The sequence below is a fragment of the Allokutzneria albata genome, from assembly GCF_900103775.1.
Lineage (GTDB): Bacteria > Actinomycetota > Actinomycetes > Mycobacteriales > Pseudonocardiaceae > Allokutzneria > Allokutzneria albata.
Window position 1 is genome coordinate 5,934,674 of the sequence record NZ_LT629701.1, and the last position, 16,803, is coordinate 5,951,476.

The 16,803-nt window shown below is 69.3% G+C and carries 15 protein-coding genes; 6 read left to right on the forward strand and 9 right to left on the reverse strand.

Annotated features, from left to right (window positions below; genetic code table 11):
• Positions 1 to 59: 59 nt before the first annotated feature.
• A complete protein-coding gene (locus BLT28_RS26900; protein ID WP_030427095.1) occupies positions 60 to 2,738 on the forward strand; it encodes a glycosyl hydrolase 2 galactose-binding domain-containing protein in 2,679 nt (892 codons plus the stop codon).
• Between the two features lie 54 nt (positions 2,739 to 2,792).
• Here the strand turns inward: BLT28_RS26900 and BLT28_RS26905 are convergent, their stop codons facing one another.
• A complete protein-coding gene (locus tag BLT28_RS26905) occupies positions 2,793 to 4,778 on the reverse strand; it encodes an MMPL family transporter (protein WP_030427094.1) in 1,986 nt (661 codons plus the stop codon).
• 47 nt (positions 4,779 to 4,825) lie between these two features.
• Between BLT28_RS26905 and BLT28_RS26910 the strand changes: the two genes are divergently transcribed.
• The gene (locus tag BLT28_RS26910; protein WP_030427093.1) at positions 4,826 to 5,323 is read left to right on the forward strand and encodes a MarR family winged helix-turn-helix transcriptional regulator; all 498 of its coding nucleotides are present in this window, start codon (positions 4,826 to 4,828) and stop codon (positions 5,321 to 5,323) included.
• A gap of 7 nt (positions 5,324 to 5,330) precedes the next feature.
• Here the strand turns inward: BLT28_RS26910 and BLT28_RS26915 are convergent, their stop codons facing one another.
• Positions 5,331 to 5,717, reverse strand: a complete 387-nt coding sequence (locus BLT28_RS26915) for a winged helix-turn-helix transcriptional regulator (RefSeq protein WP_030427092.1) — start codon at positions 5,715 to 5,717, stop codon at positions 5,331 to 5,333.
• An 81-nt stretch (positions 5,718 to 5,798) separates the two neighbouring features.
• Between BLT28_RS26915 and BLT28_RS26920 the strand changes: the two genes are divergently transcribed.
• Genes BLT28_RS26920 through BLT28_RS26930 form a run of 3 tightly spaced genes read left to right on the forward strand, consistent with a single transcriptional unit; the run spans position 5,799 to position 8,910 of the window.
• Complete coding sequence (locus tag BLT28_RS26920; RefSeq protein ID WP_197683900.1) at positions 5,799 to 7,199, forward strand: DHA2 family efflux MFS transporter permease subunit; 1,401 nt, start codon at positions 5,799 to 5,801, stop codon at positions 7,197 to 7,199.
• 35 nt (positions 7,200 to 7,234) lie between these two features.
• Positions 7,235 to 7,861, forward strand: a complete 627-nt coding sequence (locus BLT28_RS26925; RefSeq protein ID WP_083383851.1) for a superoxide dismutase — start codon at positions 7,235 to 7,237, stop codon at positions 7,859 to 7,861.
• 5 nt (positions 7,862 to 7,866) lie between these two features.
• Positions 7,867 to 8,910, forward strand: a complete 1,044-nt coding sequence (locus tag BLT28_RS26930) for a glucose 1-dehydrogenase (protein ID WP_030433776.1) — start codon at positions 7,867 to 7,869, stop codon at positions 8,908 to 8,910.
• A 30-nt stretch (positions 8,911 to 8,940) separates the two neighbouring features.
• On the opposite strand, the gene BLT28_RS26935 is transcribed toward BLT28_RS26930, so the two are convergent.
• The 6 genes from BLT28_RS26935 to BLT28_RS26960 form a co-directional block, all read right to left on the reverse strand.
• Positions 8,941 to 11,076, reverse strand: coding sequence for a putative bifunctional diguanylate cyclase/phosphodiesterase (locus tag BLT28_RS26935; RefSeq protein WP_231950444.1), 2,136 nt, complete (start codon positions 11,074 to 11,076; stop codon positions 8,941 to 8,943).
• A gap of 41 nt (positions 11,077 to 11,117) precedes the next feature.
• Positions 11,118 to 11,702: an SAM-dependent methyltransferase gene (locus BLT28_RS42915; protein ID WP_081900868.1), complete on the reverse strand. Its 585-nt coding sequence runs from the start codon at positions 11,700 to 11,702 to the stop codon at positions 11,118 to 11,120.
• A 102-nt stretch (positions 11,703 to 11,804) separates the two neighbouring features.
• Positions 11,805 to 12,608, reverse strand: coding sequence for an SAM-dependent methyltransferase (locus tag BLT28_RS26945; protein WP_231950445.1), 804 nt, complete (start codon positions 12,606 to 12,608; stop codon positions 11,805 to 11,807).
• 28 nt (positions 12,609 to 12,636) lie between these two features.
• Positions 12,637 to 13,443, reverse strand: a complete 807-nt coding sequence (locus BLT28_RS26950; RefSeq protein ID WP_043814410.1) for an SAM-dependent methyltransferase — start codon at positions 13,441 to 13,443, stop codon at positions 12,637 to 12,639.
• Between the two features lie 44 nt (positions 13,444 to 13,487).
• Complete coding sequence (locus tag BLT28_RS26955; protein ID WP_030433773.1) at positions 13,488 to 14,303, reverse strand: SAM-dependent methyltransferase; 816 nt, start codon at positions 14,301 to 14,303, stop codon at positions 13,488 to 13,490.
• Between the two features lie 15 nt (positions 14,304 to 14,318).
• Positions 14,319 to 15,131: an SAM-dependent methyltransferase gene (locus BLT28_RS26960; protein ID WP_030433772.1), complete on the reverse strand. Its 813-nt coding sequence runs from the start codon at positions 15,129 to 15,131 to the stop codon at positions 14,319 to 14,321.
• Between the two features lie 130 nt (positions 15,132 to 15,261).
• Between BLT28_RS26960 and BLT28_RS26965 the strand changes: the two genes are divergently transcribed.
• A complete protein-coding gene (locus BLT28_RS26965; protein ID WP_407638757.1) occupies positions 15,262 to 16,266 on the forward strand; it encodes a hypothetical protein in 1,005 nt (334 codons plus the stop codon).
• Here the strand turns inward: BLT28_RS26965 and BLT28_RS26970 are convergent.
• Positions 16,256 to 16,753 (reverse strand): flavoprotein, encoded by a 498-nt coding sequence (locus BLT28_RS26970; protein ID WP_231950446.1) that lies wholly within the window; start codon positions 16,751 to 16,753, stop codon positions 16,256 to 16,258. The two genes, BLT28_RS26965 and BLT28_RS26970, sit on opposite strands and share 11 nt — an antisense overlap.
• Positions 16,754 to 16,803 lie beyond the last annotated feature (50 nt).

Here is a 16,803-nt window from a genome sequence, read left to right on the forward strand (position 1 = left end):
GGAGATTTACTTCGTTAGGACTCTTGTCGAAATCGGTTCACGCGGGAAAAGTGCCGCTCATGTTCCGACGCAAGGCCCCATGGCTCGCCGCCGCGCTCGGCCTCGCCCTGCTCGCGCCCGTCCCCGCCGCGATCGCGCAGCAGGACGAGCGGGCGGTCGGCTTCAGCGCGCCAACCGCTCTCGGTCAGACGGCCACCGTGCCGGACTGGCGCATGCGCTCCTCCGCGGGACTGACCGTCGAGGGTGACCGCATCTCCGTTCCCGGTTTCCCCGAGCGGGACTGGCTGCGGGTGCCCGCTCGCTCCACCGTGATGGCCGGGCTCATCGCCAACCGCAAGTACCCGGACGTCAACCACTCCACCAACCTGCAGCAGGTCGACGCCAAGGACTTCCAGGTGCCGTGGTGGTACCGGCGCGACCTGGTCGCCGCGCCGGTACCGGGCAGGCACACGTTCCTGCGGCTCAACGGCGGCGTGATCTCGCGCGGTGAGGTGTGGTTCAACGGCACCAAGCTGGCCGGGACGGACAAGGTCGTCGGCGCCTACCCGATGCAGGAGTTCGACGTCACCGCGCTGCTGCGGCCCGGCCGCAACGCGCTGGCGATCAAGGCGATGCCGGCCGACCCGTTCCGCGACCTCACGGTGAGCTTCCTGGACTGGAGCCCGCTCGCGCCCGACAACAACATGGGCATCTGGCGGGACGTCAACCTCACCTCCACCGGCCCGGTGTCCCTGCTCGACCCTCGCGCGCTGCCTAAGCTCCAGCTGCCCGACATGCGCAGGGCCGACGTGACGGTGAAGGCGGAGGTGCGCAACAACACCGACCGCTCGATCATCACCACGGTCGGCGGCGATATCGAGCGCGCCCGCTTCGAACAGCGGATCACGTTGGCGCCCAAGGAGACCAAGACCGTCGAGTTCGCCCCGGTGCGGATCGACAACCCGCGCGTGTGGTGGCCCGCCCAGTTCGGCGAGCAGCCCAGGTACACGCTGAACTTGCACGTGGCCGGTTCCGACAGCGCGAGCCGGAAGTTCGGCATCCGCGACGTCGGCTCGTTCCTGACGCCGGAGGGCTACCGCAAGTTCACCGTGAACGGCAAGGACTTCGGCGTCCGCGGCGGCGGCTGGGCCTCGGACCTGTTCCTGCGCACGCAGCCAGGACGGCTCGCCGACCAGCTGCGCTACGTCAAGGACCTCGGCCTGAACACGATCCGCCTCGAGGGCAAGGAAGAGGACCACGAACTGCTGGAACTGGCCGACAGCATGGGCATCATGCTCATGCCGGGCTGGGAGTGCTGCACGAAGTGGGAGGCGTGGGCGAAGAAGAACCCCACCCACCCGTGGACGGAGGAGGACAACCGCGTCGCGGCCGAGTCCGCCACCGCCGAGGCGCGCCGCTTCGTCAACAGCCCGAGCATCCTGGCCTTCTTCATCGGCAGCGACAACTACGCCACCGCCGCCATCGAAAAGCTGTACCTGGACGCCTTCCACAAGGTCGACTTCCGGGTGCCGGTGATGCCGTCGGCCGCGCGCAGGCCGTCCTCCCAGCAGCCGCCGCCGATCCTGGGCGAGGCCGGGATGAAGATGGACGGGCCGTACTGGTGGATCCCGCCGAACTACTGGTACGAGAAGAAGAACGGTGGCAACTACGGTTTCGCCTCCGAGACCGGGCCCGGCCCGATGGTCCCCGAGCTGGACAGCCTGAAGAAGTTCCTCACCGAGGCCGAGATCGACGACCTCTGGCGCAAGCCGGACCAGGCGCACTACCACCTGGCGAAGAAGCAGGTCTTCTCCAACCTCGGCGACCTGGTCAGGGCGATCACCAACCGCTACGGGCCGATCAAGGACCGCGAGGACTTCCTGTGGAAGGCCCAGCTGTCCAACTACGAGGCCAACCGCGCGCAGTTCGAGGCGTACGGGCGGGACTTCTCCGCGGCGGAGAAGCCGTCGACCGGCGTCATCTACTGGATGTTGAACAACGCGTGGCCGACGCTGTACTGGCACCTCTACGACTACGAGCTGGGCACCAACGGCTCGTACTTCGGCGCCAAGACGGGGCTGCGCCCGCTGCACGCGCAGTACTCCTACGACGACCGCTCGATCGCCGTGGTGAACACCGGCCTCAACGAGGTCGCCGGGCTGACCGTGGAGGCGACCGCGCTCGACCTCGCGGGCACCGTGCTGTCCTCGGAGACCAAGCAGGTCACCGCCAGGGCCAACGCCTCGGTGCGGGCGATGACCGCGGCCAAGCCCGCTTCGGTCAACGGCGCGTACTTCGTCCGCCTGGTGATGAAGGACGCGAGCGGCAAGGCGTTGGACCGCAACGTCTACGCACTGTCCACAAAGGACGACAAGGTGGACCACAGCAAGGTCACCTGGTGGCACTCCCCCACCGTCGAGTACGGCGACATGAAGGGGCTGCAGGACCTCCCGGCCGCCGAACTGTCCACCAAGGACGCCCGCTCGCGGGTGCGGGGCGACAAGGTCGTCACCGAGGTGACCCTGCGCAACGACTCCAAGACGGTGGCGTTCTTCCAGCGCGCGAGCCTGCGCAAGGGCGCCGGTGGCGAGCAGGTCACGCCCGCGACGTGGACCGACAACTACGTCACGCTGTGGCCGGGTGAGCAGACCACCATCACCGCCGAGTACCGGATTTCCGATCTGGGCGGGAAGGTCCCCCACGTTCGGCTGTCCGGCTGGAACGCCCAACAGCGGGAGGTGGCCGCCCCGCTGTTCTGACCGGCGCGTCCGTCCTGGGCGCCGGCGGCGCACCGGCGCCCAGGACGGCACGACCTACCGCAACTTCGACGGCCACCAGATGCGCCCGCCGATGTCCACCGCCAGGGCGGGGACCAGAAGCGACCGCACGATCAGCGTGTCCAGCAGGACGCCGAACGCCACGATGAACGCGATCTGGGCCAGGAACAGGATCGGCAGCACCGCGAGCGCCGCGAACGTCGCCGCGAGCACCACGCCCGCCGAGGTGATCACGCCCCCGGTCACGCTCAACCCGCGCAGCGTGCCCTCGACCGTGCCCAGCCGCGCGGTCTCCTCGCGGACCCGGGTCATCAGGAAGATGTTGTAGTCGATGCCCAGTGCCACCAGGAACACGAACCCGAACAGGGGCACGACCGGATCGGCACCGGGGAAGCCGAGCACGTGGTTGAAGACCAGCGCCGACACCCCCATCGTGGCGGCGAAGGACAGCACCACCGTGGCGATCAGCAGCAACGGCGCCAGCAACGACCTCAGCAGCGCGACGAGCACCAGGAAGACCACCACCAGCACGATCGGGATGATCACCAGCCGGTCGCGCTCGGAGGTCGACCGCGTGTCCAGCAAGGTCGCCGTCTGCCCGCCGACCTTCGCGTCCGCACCGTCGATGCCGTGCACCGCCGCCCGGATGCGCTCGACGGTCGCCACGGCCGCGTCGGAGTCCGGAGCGTCGTCGAGCGTGACCTCCACGCGGACCAGACCCTCCGCCGTCCCGGTCGGGCGCACCGCCGCGACACCGTCCACTGTGGACTTCGCGATCACCGCCGCTGTCCGCGCCTCGTTGGCGATGACGACCGTCGGTGAGTCGGCGCCGCCGGGGAAGTGCCGCGAGAGGACCTCCTGACCAGCGACCGAGTCGACCCGGGTGAGGAAGAAGTCCGACTGCGCCGTGCCGGAAACCTTGAGCTGCGGGATGAACGCGACGCCGACGAGCAGCAGCACCGCGGTGGAGACCCAGATCGCACGGGGCCTGCGCCGCACCAGTTCCGCGACTCGTCCCCACAGACCGCCGGTCCCGGAGTGCGTTGAGCCGAACCGCGGCGCGAACGGCCAGAAAGCACCCCGCCCGCACAACGCCAGTGCCGCGGGCAGGAAGGTCGTCGCGGCCAGCAGCGCGGCGCCGATGCCGACCGCGGCCACCGGGCCGAGTCCCCGGTTCGAGTCGAGGTCGCTGAACAGCAGGCACAGCACGCCCAGGACGACCGTGCCCGCGGACGCGGCGATCGGCTCGATCGTCTGCCGCAGCGCTGTGCGGATCGCGGCGAACTTGTCCTCGGTGTCGCGCAGCTCCTCCCGGAACCGCGACACCAGCAGGAGCGCGTAGTCGGTCGCGGCCCCGACCACGAGGATGAAGAGGATGCCCTGGCTCTGGCCGTTCAACGTCAGGATGTCGTTGGAGGCCAACAGGTGAACGACGAAGCTCGCCAGCCCCAGCGCGAACACCGCCGACAGCAGCACGAGCAGCGGCAACAGCGGGCTCCGGTAGACCACGACCAGGATGAGGGCGACGACGCCGGCCGCCACGAGCAACAGCAGCCCGTCGATGCCCCCGAACGCCGCCGACAGGTCCGCGATCTGCCCGGCGGGGCCGGTGACCAGCACCGTCAACCCCTGCGGCGGCTCGCGCAAACCGTCGCGCAGGCGCTCGACCGCGTCGCCCGGATCGTCGGTCACGTCCAGCAGGACGACGACCTGCGCGGCCGCGATGTCCGGCGGTGCCGAGGGAATCACGGGTGACGCCTTGTAGGCACGCGTGCGCTCGACCACGAACGACCGGTCGGCTTCGGTGAGCCCTCCGGTCCGCTCGGCCACCACGATCGCCGGAATGGCGTTGTCGCTCTGGAACTTCTTCTGGAGTTCGGCGACCACGGTCGCCTCGGCCGAGTTCGGCAGGAAGGCGCTGCTGTCGTTCTCGGACACCTCGACGAGCTTGCCCGCGTAGGCGCCGGTGAGGCCGCCCACGGCGAGCCAGACGACGAGCAGTGCCCCGGCGAGGGCTCTCATGGCCAACTCTTTCGATCAACGAATGTTTCGATGAACGAAAGAGTAGGATGGCGGGCGTGACCGAGGCAAGTCGAGTGGACGACGAGACCCTGATCAGCCTGGTGCGCTCGCTGACCGTCGAGTCGAACAGATTCGTGGACATCTTCAGCGCGGCGCACACGCTGCACCCCACCGACATGACGGCACTGGCGGTGATCGCGGAGGCCGCGCGGACGGGCACCCCGATGACACCGGGCGCACTCGCCAGAACCCTGGACCTGAGCGCATCGGCCACCACGTCGGTGCTGGACCGGCTGGAGCAGGCGGGCCACCTCAGCCGCGACCGCAGCGACACCGACCGCCGCAAGGTCGAGCTGCGGATGCTCCCCCGGGCCAGGGCGCTCGCCGCCGAGTTCTTCCTGCCACTGGCCCGCGAACTGGCGAAAGCCTGGGAGCCGTTGAGCGAGCGGGACCGTCAGGTCGTCGCGAACTTCCTCGGCGAGACGATCGCCGCGACGGCGCGGGCCAGGACCGCTTCGACCGGCCGGAAATCGCGACGGGCGTGAGCGCGGACTAGGACGCGGCCGCTCCGTCGTAGGACCTGCGGGCGGCGGCGATGGTGCCGCGGTGCCGTTCCGCCCAGTCGACCAGCGAGCTGAGCGACTCGTGCAGCTCCCGTGCGATGTCGGTGAGGCTGTACTCGACCTTGGGCGGAACGGTCGGGTAGACCGTGCGGTGCAGCAGGCCGTCGCGCTCCAGCTTGCGCAGGGTCAGCGTGAGCATTCGCCTGCTGATCCCGTTGACGGTGCGCTCCAGCTCGGTGAAGCGCACCGGTCCGCGCGCGGCCGCGACGATGATCCCAATGGCCCACTTCCCGGCGACGTGGTCGAGGACCTCGACGATCGGGCACGCCTCCTCGACGAACTCCTCCCGGGTCACACCGGTGTTCCTCTGGGACATGAAAGTGCCTCCTTCCGCGGGGCTCCATAGTCACAGAGCATGGCCCCAGTAACAAGTCATGCACCTATGGAGGTCAAGGCCATGGAACGTCGATGGCTCTCGCTCGCCGCCCTGTGCGCGGGCACGCTGATGATCATCCTGGACCAGACGGTGGTGAACGTGGCGCTGCCGGCGATCGCCGGCGACCTCGGCTTCACCGCCTCCGGCCTGGCCTGGGTGATCAACGCCTACCTGATCCCGTTCGGCGGGCTGCTGCTGCTCGCCGGGCGCCTCGGCGACCTGCTCGGCCGCAAGCGGGTGTTCCTGGCCGGGCTGGCCGTGTTCACCGTCGCGTCCCTGCTGTGCGGCCTCGCGTGGAGCCCGGAGGTGCTGCTGGTCGCCCGGTTCGTGCAGGGCGTCGGCGGCGCGGTCAGCTCGGCGGTGATCCTCGGCATGATCGTCACGTTGTTCCCCGCGGCGCGGGACCGGGCCAAGGCGCTGGGCGTGTACAGCTTCGTCCAGGCCTCGGGCGGATCGATCGGCTCGCTCGCGGGCGGCGTGCTCACGCAGTCGGCCAGCTGGCACTGGATCTTCCTGATCAACCTGCCGATCGGTGTCGCCACCTTCCTCGCCGCGGTGCGGTTCCTCGATGACGAGAGCGGTAGCGGCAAGGGCGCGGACAGCGGCAGCGCGGTCCTGGTCACCGCGGCGCTGATGCTCGGCGTCTACACGATCGTCGAGGTGGAGAGCCACGGCTGGGGTTCCACGCACACGCTGGGCTTCGGCGCGGTGTCCGTCGCACTGCTCATCGCCTTCGTCGTCCGCCAGGCCCGCACGCCGAACCCGTTGCTGCCGCTGCGAATCCTCACTTCGCGCAGCGTGGCGGGCGCGAACGTGGTGCAGGTCCTGCTGATCGCGGCGATGTTCGGCTTCCAGTTCCTGGTTGTGCTTTACCTGCAACGGGTTCTGGGCTACGACTCGCTGCAGGCAGGTCTGTCGATGCTGCCGGTGGCGGTGGCGATCGGAGCGGTCTCGCTCGGCCTGTCCGCGCGGTTGAACACCCGCTTCGGCGCGCGCCGCGTGCTGGTCGCGGGCCTCGGGCTGCTCCTCGCGGGAATGGTGCTGCTGAGTCGCGCGCCGATCGACGCGGGCTTCGTGCTCGACGTGCTCCCGGCGATGCTTGCCCTGGGCATCGGCTTCGGCACCGCGATGCCCGCGTTGATGGTGCTGGCGATGTCGGACGCCACACCGGAGGACTCCGGGCTCACCTCGGGTCTGGTCAACACGACCGCACAGGTCGGTGGCGCGCTCGGCCTGTCCGTGCTCGCGGTCCTCGCGGCCACGCGCACCGCCGCGGCGGAGCAGCCCACGCGGGAAGCGCTGTTGAGCGGCTACCACCTCGGGTTCACCGTCGGCGCGGCGCTCGTGGCCGCCGCGCTCGTCACCGCACTGGTCTGGTGGCACCCGTCACGCTTGACCTCAAGTCAGCTGGAGGTTCGATGATCTCCCCGTCAGCACTCGCGGACGAGGAGAACAGCATGGCGCTCTACACCCTGCCGGATCTGGACTACGACTACTCCGCTCTGGAACCGGCGATCATCGGCGAGATCAACGAACTGCACCACTCCAAACACCACCAGGCCTACGTCACCGGCGCCAACCAAACCCTGGAAAAGATCGACGAAGCCCGCGACAAACAAGACTTCAGCTCCATCGTCGGCCTGGAAACCACCCTCGCCTTCCACCTCGCCGGACACGCCCTGCACCAGGTCTGGTGGAAAAACCTCTCCCCCCACGGCGGCGACAAACCCGTCGGCGAACTCGCCGCAGCCGTGGATGAGTTCTTCGGATCCTTCGACGGCCTACGCACCCAGCTCAACGCCGCCGCCTCCACCATCCAAGGCTCCGGATGGGGAATCCTCGCCTGGGAACCGGTCGGCCAGCGACTGATCACCCAACAGCTCAAAGACCACCACTCCAACCTCTCCATCGCCACCACCCCACTGCTGGCCTTCGACGCCTGGGAACACGCCTACTACCTGCAGTACCGCAACGTGAAAGCCGACTACTTCAACGCACTCTGGAACGTCATCAACTGGACCGACGTCAACCAGCGCTTCGAAGCCGCCCGCACTGGCAAGAACGGCCTGCTGCTGCAACCCTGATCGGTGTGAGAGCGGCGACGGTGGTACCCGGCAAGCCCGAACTGGCCGAGATCAGCGAACTTCCCGATCCCGTTGCCGCGCAAGGCGAACTGCTCGTGGCGGGGCTGCTCGTCGGCGTGTGCGCCACGGACTCCGAGATCGTGCACGACGGCTTCGGCCGCGTCCCGCCGGGCCAGGACCGCATGGTCCTGTTCCACGAATCGCTCGGCCGGGTCCTCGAAGCACCGCCGGAAAGCGGCTTCGCCATCGGAGATCACGTCGTCGGGGTGGTCCGCCGCCCGGACCCGCGACCGTGTGAGCCGTGCGCCGACGGGCAATGGGACTTCTGCGCCAACGGGGAGTACACCGAACGCGGCATCACCGAGCTCGACGGGTACGGCGCGCAGCGGTGGACCGTGCCGCCGGAGTTCGCCGTCCGGGTCGACTCGGGGCTCGGTGAGCTGGGGGTGCTCACCGAGCCCGCCTCGGTCGTGGCCAAGGCGTGGGGCCAGGTGGACCGCATCGGCGCCCGCGTCGAGGCCGCGCCCCGCACCGTGCTGGTGACCGGGGCGGGCCCGCTCGGCCTGCTGGCGGCCCTGATCGGCACGCAGCGGGGCTTGGACGTGCACGTGCTGGACAGGGTGCGGGCCGGGCGCAAACCCGGACTGGTGCGCGATCTGGGCGCCACCTACCACCACGACCTCGACGCCGTCCCCGTGCGACCGGACGTGGTGATCGAGTGCACCGGCGCCGCCGACCTGGTGTTCGACGTCCTCGGCCGCACCGCGCGGAACGGGATCGTGGTGCTGACCGGGATCTCCGGCAGCGAGGAGGAGATCTCCGTGCCCGGCGCGGCGATCAACGACGCCATGGTCCTGCACAACACCGTCGTCGTCGGCAGCGTCAACGCCGGGATGGCGCACTACCGCGAGGCCGCGAAGGCGCTGTCGGCGGCCGATCCCGGGTGGCTGGAGCGGCTGATCACCCGCCGCGTCCCGCTCTCCTCGTGGACCGACGCGCTGACCCGTGCCGAGGACGACGTCAAGGTCGTCATCGACCTGCGCCGGTAGAACCTCTGATCCGAAAAGGATTCGTTCTCGCTACGCGTGGGCGGAGATCAGCTCGTCGATCTGGGTCGCCGGGCCGGGGCGGGCGAAGAACCACCCCTGGCCGGAGTCGCAGCCGATCGCCCGCAACCGCTGCGCCTGGGGCGCGGTCTCGACGTTCTCCGCCGTCACGGTCAGGCCCAGCGTGTGCGCCAGCGACACCAGCGTCGCCACGATCTGCTGGTCGACATCGCCGCCGTCGTGGCCGGAGTGGGCCCGCAGCCCCTCCACGAACGAACCCGCGATCTTCAGCTCGTGCACGGGCAGGTTCCGCAGGTAGGCGAGGTTGGAGTAGCCGGTGCCGAAGTCGTCGATGGCGATCCGCACTCCCATGTCGTAGAGCGCCCGCAGCGCGTCCAGCGGCTCGTCGGCGTTGCCCATGATCGCGCTCTCGGTCAGCTCCAGCTGGAGCCGGTGCGGGCGCAGCCCCACCTTGGCCAGGATGCGCGAGACGTCGGAGACCAGGCGCGGGTCGCGCAGCTGCCGCACGGCGAGGTTGACGCTGACGAACGGGGCGTCGGCGCCGAAGCGCTCCTCCCAGTCCTTGGCCTGCGTGCACGCCTGCTCCAGCACCCACAGGCCGAGCGGGACGATCATCCCGGTCTCCTCGGCCAGCTCGATGAAGCGGTCCGGGGCGAGCCTGCCGAACTCCGGGTGCTGCCAGCGGACCAGCGCCTCGACCCCGGCCACCCTGGTGTCGGCGAGGCGCACGAGCGGCTGGTAGTCCACGTAGAACTCGCCGCGCTCCAGCGCCGAGGGCATGGTGGCGGAGAGGGTGAACCTGGCGACCTCGCGGGCGTTGCGCTCGGCGTCGAACTGCGCCCAGCGGGAGCGCCCGTCGGCCTTGGCCCAGTACAGCGTGATGTCGGCGTCGCGCATGACGTCGGCCGGGGTGGTGCCGACCACCTCGCGCTCGACCAGGCCGATGCTGGCCGAGACGGTCAGCTCGTGCTTGCCGACCTTGATCGGCTTGGTCAGCCCGTGCAGCACCTGGTCGGCGACGGTGATGACGTCCTGGGTGGAGCGGGTGTTCTCGATCAGGATGACGAACTCGTCGCCGCCCATCCTGGCCACCATCCGGCCCCGCCCGGAGACGTAGGTGTCCAGCCGCTGCGCCACCGCGACCAGCAGCTGGTCGCCGACGTCGTGGCCGAGGCTGTCGTTGATCACCTTGAACCCGTCGAGGTCCAGGTAGCAGAGGCCGACCCTGGTGTCCTGCTCCGCGCTCTCGAAGACCCTGGCCAGCTGGTCCATGAACAGTGAACGATTGGACAGACCGGTCAGTGGATCGTGCAGCGCCTGGTGCCGCAGCCGGGTCTGCAGCAGGTGCCGGTCGGTGACGTCCTCGACCATCACCACGACGTAGTTCGGCGCGCCCTGCTCGTCGCGGATCAGCGAGACGGTCAGGTTGGTCCAGATCTCCGCACCGTCGCCGCGGACGAAGCGCTTGTCCACCCGGAAGTGCTCGCGGTGCCCGCGCACCAGCTCGTTGTAGAGCCGCCACACCTCGGCGGCGTCGTCGGAGAGCATGAAGTCGCGGGCGCGGCGCTTGCGCAGCTCGTCGAGCCCGTAGCCGAGCATCCGCTGCAGCGAGGCGTTGGCCTCGACGATCCGGCCGCGCACGTCGCCGATCGCGATGCCGATCGCGGCCTCGGCGAAGACCGCGCGGAAGCGGGCCTCGCTGGCCCTGCGCGCCTGTTCGGCGGCGTCCCGGGCGTCCAGCACGGCCTGCCGGATGGCCTCCTGCTCGTCCAGGGTCCGCTCGCGCAGCGCCTGGGCGTAGCCTGCGGAGAGCGCGCCCTGGAGGGCGGCGACGCGGACCTGGAGCCGTTCGTCGCCCTCCAGGCCGAGCTCGCTCAGCAGCTCATCGCCCAGCAGGGCGACGCTCCGGCTCAGGGTCTCGATCCCGGTGAAGTGTGCGTTGACGAGGTGGAAACCGACCTCGCGCGCGGGCGTCGAGCGGAAGGGTTCGGCGAACAGCGCCTGCACCAGCCGCTCGGTGTAGAGCAGCAGCAGCTGCTCGGTCTCGGCGAGGCTCAGCGAGACGTAGCTGGTGCCCGCGATGGACCGGACCCAGGTGCGGGCGAAGCGCGCGCAGGCGGGCTGCTCGGACTCGGCGGCCGGGGTCACCAGCAGCCTCCCGAGTGGAAATGACTCGTTGTTGGAACCACTCATATTCTTCGCCCGACCATTGCGTACGAACCGGATCTCCCGGGCGTTTTTCCGACCTCCCCTTGGGAGTCTGGCCGGGTTCGCCGCACAAAGACGACACCCTGTTCAACAAGTTCGATGCCGCGATGACGGTAGTCGATCTCATCGCACTCTCGGGACCTGGGCCGATGCCCGTCCAACCGGTACAGATCCGACACGCCTTGTCCTTCTTCCGCGGTGTGTTCCCCGGCACTCCCCCGCCGGATCGGAACACTTCCAGGGACCACCTGCCCGTGGTGAGTGCGAATGGAACCCACGGGGTCCCCGGAAAGGGGAACGAAATGCAACACCGTGACGCGTCCGCTCGTCGCGGTCCTCGCGCGGTCACGACCGGTACGCCCCGCCGTGCCGTGGGCGAAGGTTACGGCGTGGCCATCAGCACGGACAATCCGGCAGCCAGGGTCAGCCTTCCGGGCTACTTCCCGCACGTTGCTGACTCTAGGTATTCCTAAGTGCGCCTTGGGGAACTGCAGACACTCGGTAGTGCGGTCGACAGGGGGACGCGTCAGGCGATACTGACCCGATGCCCAACCGTGACGGTCCACCGCACACCCCTCGTTACTCGGGGTTCGAAGCCTAACCCGCCCCGGTCAACCCGAGGCAGGCCACAAGGTATGCATTCGTTTCATATCCACAGCGATTGTGGTCTAGACCTTATACCCCACACCGACGAGGCCCGCAAAACGCTCCGGTTCGTATGCGAGATCCCGTACCGAGTCCGGACGCCACAGCGGCAATCTGGCCAAACCAGGTTCCACGAGCGAGAAACCCGAGAAGAACTCGGAGATCTCCTCGGAAGTGCGGGAAACGAGGTCGAGTCCGGCGCGTTCCATCAGCTCGATCCGGTCCTGGGCGGTGTCGTCGCTGGTGGTGAAGGAGGCGTGCGAGATCGCCAGGTAGCTGCCGGGCGCCACGGCGTCGCGGTACTGCTGGACCACCTTGTACGGCTGCTCCTCGTCCGGCATGAAGTGCAGGACCGCCAGCATCAGCAGGGCCACCGGCTGGTCCAGGTCGATCAGCGAGCGCACCTCCGGCGAGACCAGCACGGCCCTCGGGTTGCGGATGTCCGCCTGGATCGCCGCGGCCCTGCCGTTGCCGACCAGCATCGCCTCGCTGTGCGTCACCGCGACCGGGTCGAAGTCGACGTAGACGACGCGGCAGTCCGGGTTCTGCTCCTGCGCCACCTCGTGCACGTTGGCCACCGTCGGGATGCCGGAGCCGAGGTCGATGAACTGGGTGATGCCCTGGGCGACGCAGAAGCGCACCGCCCTGCGCAGGAACGCCCGGTTCGCCCGCATGATCATCGGCAGGTCCGGGAGCAGGTCGATGGCTCGCCGGGCGACCTCGCGGTCGATCGCGAAGTTGTGCTCGCCGCCGAGGAAGTAGTCGTACATCCGAGCCTGGCTCGGCCTGCTCAGGTCGACCTCCGACGGCGCCCAGGTTGGCCGCATCACCGACATACCTCCTCCCCGACGTCGCTCAACGCTTGACTCCCACTCCGGCGTAGCCGGTAGCCCGCTGCGGATCGGTGTCCACCTCGTCCTCGGGGTCCGGCCGCCACTGCCCGAACCAGACCAGTCCCGGTTCGACGAGCTCGAAGTCGCCGAACATCCCCAAGATCTCCGCTTTGGAGCGCCACCACATGGGGGTGCCGGTCCTGCGGTACAACTCCGAGTGCGCGAGGGCCCGTTCGGGCTGCCCCTCGAACGTGGCGTGCGAGATCGCCAGCATGCTCCCCGGCACCAGTGCGTCGCGGTAGTAGCGCGTGATGTCCTGGGGGTCGTCCTCGTCCGAGACGAAGTGCAGGACCGCGAGCATCAGCACCGCGACCGGTTCGTCGAAATCGATGAGCCTGCGGACGTCCGGGTCGTGCAGGATCTGGTCCGGGTAGCGCATGTCCGCCTGCACCACGGTGGTCAGCCGGTTGTCGGCGAGCATGGCCCGCGAGTGCGCGACCGCGATCGAGTCCACGTCCACGTAGGCGGTGCGGCAGCGGGGATCGGCGCGCTGGGCCACCTCGTGCACGTTGCCGACCGTGGGGATGCCGGAGCCGATGTCGAGGAACTGGCGGATGCCGTTGGACACGCAGTAGCGGACGGCGCGGCGCAGCACGCCCCGGTTCTCCTGCATAATCTTGGGCAGGTCGGGCCACTGGCGGATCGCCTCGTCGGCCTGGTTGCGGTCGACCTCGAAGTTGTGCGACCCGCCGAGGTAGTAGTCGTAGACGCGCGCGGCACTCGGCTTCGACAGGTCGATCTCCGCAGGCGCCCAACTCGGCAGTGCCACCGCTGTTCCATCCCTCCGTGGTTCTCGCGTCCGGTTCCGGTAGTTCAGCTCTTGCGGCCCATCCCCCCGTACACGCTCATCCGGTGCAGGTCGTGGGCGTCGACCTCGAAGGAGTCTGGTCGCCACTCCGGCAGCGGGACCACCCCTGGTTCCAGCACCTCGAAGTCACCGAACAGATCCAAGACCTGAGACCGGCCGCGGAACCACAGCGGCGTCCCGAACCCGGCGTAGAGCCGCTGGTGCGCGTGGGCCCGGTCCGGCTCGATGTCGTCGGCTCCGTGGGAGATCACCAGGAGGCTGCCGGAGCAGAGCGCGTCGTGGTACTCGCCCAGCACGCCCCTCGGGTCGTCCGCGTCGGGGATCTGGTGCAGCACCCCGAGCGTCAGCAACGCGACCGGGCGGCTGAAGTCGATCACCCGGCGCACCTCGCTGTCCCGCAGAACCGCTTGCGTGTCACGGAGATCCGCCTGCAGGACGGTCACTCCGGAACAGCCGGCGAGCATCGCCCGCGAGTGCGCGACGGCGACCGGGTCGATGTCCACGTAGACCACGCGGGCACCGGGATCGGCGCGCCGGGCCACCTCGTGCACGTTGCCCGCGGTCGGGATGCCCGAGCCGATGTCGAGGAACTGGCGGATCCCGTTGCGCACGGCGTAGCGCACGGCCCTGCGGAGGAAGTCCCGGTTGGCGCGCACCATCGCGGGCAGCTGCGGCCACTGGGCGATCGCCCGCCTGCCGTACTCGCGGTCGATGGCGAAGTTGTGCGAGCCCCCGAGGTAGTAGTCGTAGAGCCGGGCACAGCTCGGCCGCGTCAGGTCGATCTGACCTGGCGCCGCGCTGCGAACCGTGACCGCTGTCATCTGCCGGCGCTCCACTCAGTTCCTGATCCCGAGGCCCGCGTACCCGCTGAGCCGTTCCGGTCGCTCCCACTCCTCGTCCGGCGACTCCGGCCGCCACTGGCTCAGGTAGACCAGGCCGGGGTCGACCATGTCGAACCCGGCGAAGAACCCGGCGATCTCGTCGGCCGGGCGCATCCAGATCGGCGTTCCCGTGCGGTGGTAGAGCTCCTCGTGCGCGGTGGCGCGCTCCGGGCGGCCGTCCGCGGTGCCGTGCGAGATCACCAGCGGGCTGCCCGGGACGAGCACCTCGGCGTACTGCTCCAGCAGCGCCGCCGGGTTGTCGTTGGGCGAGACGAAGTGCAGCGCCGAGACCATGAGCAGCGCCACCGGCTCGTCGAAGTCCAGCAGTTCCCGGACGCCGGGGTCGTCGAGGATCTGCTCCGGCTTGCGCAGGTCCGCCTGCAGCGTCGCGGTGCGGGGTGCCCTGGACTCGGCGAGCAGCGCCCTGGAGTGCGCGACGGCGATCGGGTCGATGTCGACGTAGACCACGCGGCAGTCGGGGTCGGCGCGCTGGGCGATCTCGTGCACGTTGCCCACGGTCGGGATGCCCGAGCCGACGTCGAGGAACTGGCGCACGCCGCGGGCGACGCAGAAGCGCACGGCCCTGCGGAGGAAGGCGCGGTTCGCCTGCATGATCTTGGGCAGCTCCGGCCAGAGCGCGATCGCCTGCCGAGCCTGCCGCCGGTCCACCGCGAAGTTGTGGGAACCCCCGAGGTAGTAGTCGTAAACGCGGGCAGTACTCGGTTTCGTGAGGTCGATGTCTCCGCACACCCAGGTAGGACGATCCACCGATGCCCCTCCCCGTTTTTGCCGCCGTGGCGAGGAGAGGACAGCCTGACCGTCACTTACCGGCATCGAAGCGATGCAAAAGGTGAGCGTGCGCTGTTGTCCGCCGAGCGGTCATCCGGACAATCTTCCGGTGGACAAATGGGTGATTCTCATCGCCGGATCGGTGATCTCCCTGGCGGCGGTCGCGCTGGTGCTGCTCGGGTGGCTGCGGCACCGGCAGGGGCTGCTGCTCACCGGAACGGTGTTCGCGGCTCTCGGGCTGTTGTGCCTGGTCGGAGGCTGGTTGCTGATCGCGGACCCGCGTGCGGGGATGACCGAGGCGATCAAGACAGGGGGCCTGGCCGGGGGTGCCGTTGTCGCGCTCTACGCGCTCTGGCTCAACGACCGCAAGCGCCGTGCGGAGGAGGACCGCAACGACCACGACCGGGAGCGGGTGTCGGACGAGCGCTTCGCCAGAGCGGTCGAGATGCTGGGCAACGAGGCCGACCAAGTGCGGGTCGGAGCCCTCCACGCGCTTGCGGGCCTGGCAAAAAGTCGGCCGGATTACACGCAAACCGTGCTCGACATCCTGTGCTCGTACCTCCGCCGCCCGTTCGAGCACGACGCCTTCGACGAACGCGGTGACGACCCGCATCGGTACACGCCCGAGGCACGGACCCCGGAGGCCGACCGTGAACGCCAGGTCCGGGAGACCGCCCAACGACTGATCTACGACCTCCTGCCGGGGCGGGGCACCGAAGGACCGACCTACGACCTGGACCTGACCGGTGCCCAGCTCGAATACCTGGAGCTGAGCAACCTGCGCGTCGGGAAGCTGGTCGCGCGCTACGCCACCTTCATGGGCATCACGAGGTGGCAGGGAGCCGAGTTCAGCGAGGAGGTCCTGCTGACGAACGCCACCTTCAAGGGCCGGGCGGACATGCACTACGTGAAGTTCCACAAGGGGCTGTCGCTGCTGGACGCCGCGTTCGAGCGGGAGCTCAGCATCCACCACTCACTGGTCGAGCAGTGGGCCGATCTGCGCTTCCAGCCTCCGCCTCAGCTCAAGCACGAGGGCCTCGGCTTCGGGGAGCTGGAGCGCGTGCAGCTGCCGGAGGGCTGGCAGATCAAGGACGGCAAGCTCGTCATCGCGTGACGCGCTCGGCCCGCTCCAGCGCAAGGTCCCAGGCCATGTCCGGCACCAGCTCGACGCCGCCGGCTCGCAGGGCCGCGATGTGCCCGTCCCACGCGGGGTGGCGCGTGTGGGCCTCGCTGACCTGCGGGAGCACCACGACCGGCGTGGGCGATCCGATCGCCTCGGAGACGGTGGTGAGCGCCTGGTTGTCGCCGAGCCCCAACGCCAGCTTGGCGATGCTGTTGGCGGAGGCGGGTGCCCAGAGGTAGCAGTCCACGACGGGGTGCGGGCGCGGTTCGGTCGGCAACCGCGACGCACCCCGCACGGGCAATCCCGTCAGCTCGCGCAGCGGTTCGACCTCCCCCGCCGCCTCGAACCAGGTGAAAGCGTTGGGGGTCAACGTGATCGCTACCGTCCACCCGCGCTCGACGGCTGGCTCGACCAGACGCCCGCGCACCTCCGGCACGCTGAACGTCGCACTGCACATCAACCCCAGAACCCTTGTCACACAACCATCTCCCATGAGGACGGGGCCGCCTCCGAACGCGGAGACGGCCC